The 228-nt window shown below is 69.7% G+C and carries 1 protein-coding gene; it reads left to right on the forward strand.

What is annotated here, in order from left to right:
• Positions 1 to 228: hypothetical protein (locus ACZ3GY_RS24920; RefSeq protein ID WP_465912515.1), on the forward strand; the 228-nt coding region annotated here is incomplete at both ends.

Raw genomic sequence — 228 nt, forward strand, 5'->3', positions numbered from 1 at the left:
GTCACGATCGACGGGCTCGAAGCGCTCGATGACACCGCCTTTGCCGCAGCAGTCGATACCCTGATCGCCCCGTTCCGCGCGGCAAGTGTGGAGATCGCGCCAGCGGCGGAACTGGTCATGCCTGCGGGCCATGCGCGCATTCTGGCCTTTGCCGATCCCGATGAAGCCTGGCGCCATGCCGCCGCGCTGCTCGCGCTGCCGGGGCATGGGGCCCGGTTGCGGATCGCG

This window comes from Pseudomonas sp. PME37.24/006 (genome assembly GCF_055556635.1).